The organism is Alphaproteobacteria bacterium (genome assembly GCA_030740435.1).
Lineage (GTDB): Bacteria > Pseudomonadota > Alphaproteobacteria > UBA2966 > UBA2966.
The window spans coordinates 1-3,961 of the sequence record JASLXG010000168.1 but is presented as its reverse complement, the minus strand read 5'-3'; the positions used below and the strand labels follow the sequence as shown (position 1 = coordinate 3,961).

The 3,961-nt window shown below is 67.7% G+C and carries 3 protein-coding genes; 1 reads left to right on the top strand and 2 read right to left on the bottom strand.

The annotated features are described in order from the left end of the window. Positions 1-392: 392 nt before the first annotated feature. Positions 393-2,009: a phosphoenolpyruvate carboxykinase gene (locus tag QGG75_16815; protein ID MDP6068894.1), complete on the bottom strand. Its 1,617-nt coding sequence runs from the start codon at positions 2,007-2,009 to the stop codon at positions 393-395. A gap of 227 nt (positions 2,010-2,236) precedes the next feature. Here QGG75_16815 and QGG75_16810 point away from each other — a divergent pair, with 227 nt between their 5' ends. Next, positions 2,237-3,592, top strand: coding sequence for an MATE family efflux transporter (locus QGG75_16810; protein MDP6068893.1), 1,356 nt, complete (start codon positions 2,237-2,239; stop codon positions 3,590-3,592). Positions 3,593-3,604: 12 nt separating this feature from the next. Here the strand turns inward: QGG75_16810 and QGG75_16805 are convergent. Continuing rightward, positions 3,605-3,961: transposase (locus QGG75_16805; GenBank protein ID MDP6068892.1), on the bottom strand; the 357-nt coding region annotated here is incomplete at its 5' end.

Sequence of the window (3,961 nt, the reverse complement as noted above, 5' to 3'; positions counted from 1 at the left end):
CATCGAGCAACTCCACCACCCGCAGCGCACTTCATGAACCGCCGTATACGGATCCGTACGTACGGTGGTGTGGGAGGAGGGGTGCCGCAAGGCCCCCTCCTACCCGATCCGCAGGGGCGGCGGGTCGCGTTGCTCCCGTTGCGCTTTTTATCGCTCACGGCGGCGGCCCTTTGGCCCGCAGCCTGCGCGGGCGCGCCGCGGGGGCGGCGGGTCGCGGTCGCTCCCGTTGCAATAAAAGACCAAGCAGCAAAAACCACACTTTGCTAGCGCCGCTAAGCCGCCCCTCCATGGGGGGCGGAGGCCAAGGGCGCGGATGCGCCCGCCCGGTGAGGGGCGAATCAAGACTCCGCGGATGCGCCCGCCCGGTGAGGGTCTACAAAAAAAAAGCGGCGTTAGCCGCCGCCGCCGCCGCCGCCAGGGGCGGCGGCTAGCACGGCCTCGTCGACGTAGTCCTTGAACTGGCCTAAATTGTCGTTGAAGCGTGCCACCAGGTCGCGCGCCGTGGCGTCGTAGGCGGCCTTGTCGGACCAGGTGTTGCGCGGTGCCAGGATCTCGCCTGGCACGTCGGGGCAGCTTTGGGGCACCAAAAGCCCGAAATTGGCGTCGGGCTGGGTTGCCACCTTGGCCAGGCGGCCATCCAGCGCCGCGCTCAAGAGCGCCCGGGTGTGGCCGATCGGCATGCGCTGGCCGGTACCGAAGGCGCCGCCGGTCCAGCCCGTGTTGACCAACCAGCACGTGGTCTCGTGCTGGGCGATGCGCTGGCCCAGCAGGCGGGCGTAGACCGAGGGGTGGCGCGGCATGAAGGGCGCCCCGAAGCAGGTCGAGAAGGTCGCCTGGGGCTCGCTGCCCAGGCCCTTTTCGGTTCCCGCCACCTTGGCCGTGTAGCCCGAGAGGAAGTGGTACATGGCCTGTTCCGGCGTCAGCCGCGAGATCGGCGGCAGCACGCCGAAGGCGTCGGCGGTCAACATGACGACGTTACGCGGGTGCCCGGCCAGGCCGTCAGCCGAAGCGTTGGGGATGAAATCGAGCGGATAGGAGGCGCGCGTGTTCTCGGTGTGGCGGGCATCGTCGAGGTCGAGCTTGCCGTCTCCGTCCATCACCACGTTTTCCAGGATGGTGCCGAAGCGGCTGGTGGTGGCGAAGATCTCGGGCTCGGCCCGGGCGCTCAGCCGGATCACCTTGGCGTAGCAGCCGCCTTCGAAGTTGAACAGGCCGCGCTCGCTCCAGCCATGCTCGTCGTCGCCCACCAGGGTGCGCTCGGGGTCGGCCGAAAGCGTCGTCTTGCCGGTGCCGGAGAGGCCGAAGAAGACAGCCGAATCGCCGCCCCGGCCGACGTTGACCGAACAATGCATGGGCAGCACGCCCTGATCGGGCAGCAGGTAGTTGAGAATGCTGAAGACCGATTTCTTGATCTCGCCGGCGTAGGAGGTGCCGCCGATCAGCACCGTGCGGGCCGAGAAGTCGACGATGATGAAGGTCTCGGAGCGGGTGCCGTGAAGGGCCGGGTCGGCGCCGCAGGTGGCGGCGTCGATGACCGTGAAGGCTGGCTTGAAGCCGGCTCTCTCGTCTTCCCTGGCGGGAATGAACATGTTGTGGGCGAAAAGGCCGTGCCAGGCCGCCTCGGTGACCACCCGGACGCCGACGCGAAAGGCCGGGTCGGCGCCGGCCCAGCAGTCGGTGACGAAAAGGTCCCGGCCCCTCAGATGCGCCAGCACCAGAGCTCGCAGGGCCTCGGCCGGGGCCGCTTCGATGGGCCGGTTGACTTCGCCCCACCAGATCTCGTTCTCGCTCTCCGGCTCGCGCAAGATGTACTTGTCGTTGGCCGAACGTCCGGTGTGCTGGCCGGTCAGCACCACCAGCGGCCCGCCGGCCGCCGGGCTGCCCTCGCCACGGCGCAACGCTTCCTCGTGAAGCAAGTTCGTGGGTAGGTTCCAATGAACCGTCCTGGCCTCGAGGATGCCATGATTGTCGAGGCCATATGCGGCCGGTCCAGCTCCCACGTGTTGCATCGAAGAAACTCCTGCTCTGATCCGTCCTGAAGGGAGGTACCGCCGCACCCGTGCGGGCCGCGCCCGGGCGACGCCCGAAAGACAAAAAGTACTGCGCCGCCCGGCGGCGGCGCAACCGCAAAGGCGTCAGGGTTCGTCAAGAACGACAAGAATCGCCGGCACCAGGCGATTCATATCCTTCTTGAAATGATCTAGGGTGCAGCGGCCGCCGCCCTGACCGAGCCGCCATGACCGACACCCCGCCCAGCCTAAGCATCCGCCAGCACCTCTCGCGCACCTTGCAATTGGCATTGCCGGTCATCGTCGCCCGCGCCGGCATCCTGCTGATGGTGGCGGTCGACATCGCCATGACGGGGCACGCCGGCAAGATTGAGCTGGCCTATCTCGGCATTGCCGCGGCGCCCCAGGTCATGCTGCTGCTGGTCGGCATCGGCATGCTCTACGGCACGGCGGTGCTGGTGGCGCAGGCCGACGGGGCCGGCGAGAAGGCGGTCTGCGGCAATGTTTGGCGCCTGGCGCTGTCGCACGCGGCGGTGTTGGGCCTGGTCATGGCTGTGCTCTGCCTGGGTGGCGAACAATTCCTGCTGCTCATCGGCCAAGACGCCGACCTGGCGCGCGGCGGCGGCGGCGTGCTGGAGATGTTCGCCTGGGGCATGCCGGCGGTGCTGATGGGGGCGACGACGTCGCTTTTCCTCGAGGGCATCAACCGGCCCTTGCCCGGCATGCTGGTGATGCTGGCCGCCAATCTGGTCAACGCCGGCCTCAACTGGCTTTTCATCTACGGCCATTGGGGGCTGCCCGAGATGGGCGCCGAAGGTGCCATTCTGGCCACCAGCGGGGTGCGTTGGCTGGTCCTTGCGGCCCTCGTGAGCTACGCCTATGTCATGCCCGGCAGCGGCAAATACGGCGTCCGCCAGGGCGCTCCGGTGGACTGGTCGCGGGGAACCACGCTGCGCCGCATCGGCTATCCCTTCGGCTTCGCCCAGGGCCTCGAGGCCAGCGCCTTTGCCACCCTGGTGCTGATGGCGGGATATCTCGGCACGGCGGCACTGGGGGGCTATCAGATCGCCCAGAACCTGATCGCCATGGCTTTCATGGGCGCCGTCGGCCTGGGTACCGCCACGGCCATCCGGGTGGGCAACGCGGTGGGCCGGGGCGACGGCCCGGGCCTGGCCCGGGCGGGCTGGACCGGGGTCGGCCTGGTGATCCTGCTGATGGCCCTAATCGCGCTCCTGTTCGAGATCTGGCCGGCCGCCCTGGTGGCCATCTACTCAAGCGACGCCGAGGTTCTGGCGCTGGCCGTGCCGACCGTCGTGGTGGCCGGCTGGCTGTTGATCTGGGACGGTGCTCAGGGCGTGCTGATGGGCGCGCTTCGGGGCGCTGGCGATGTCTGGATGCCGGTGATCATGCATGCCGTCGCCTTCTGGCTGGTGGGCGTGCCGCTGGCCGGACTGCTGGTCTTCAGGCTGGGGGTCGGCGCCCCGGGCCTGATGCTGGGCATGTTCGGCGGCGTCGTCGCCGCGGCCCTGCTGCTGGGCAGCCGCTTCGCCCTGGTTTCGCGCCGGCCGGTTGTTCGGCTCTAGAGTACCGTGCGTTTAATCGGACGCATGACCACTTGCCATGAAGTAGTTCCTACACTCTTGTGGCTCGAAGAGGAGGCAGATATCGCCGATGGACTGCCACAACTCGTCGAAGGTGCGCGCGGTGGCGGCCCGCAGGTGCGCCTTGAGCTTTGAGAAGGCTTTTTCGATGGGGTTCAAGTCGGGCGAGTATTGTGGCAGGAAGAGGAACCGAGCGCCGAACTCTCCCAGGACCTCGGCGGCCTTGGCGCTTTTGTGTGTCGAGAGATTGTCGAGAATGACGACGTCACCAGGGCCAAGGGTAGGCGCCAACTGGGTGGCGATGTAGGTGTCGAAAGCGGCTCTGTTCATAGCCCCCGAGATCACCCAGGG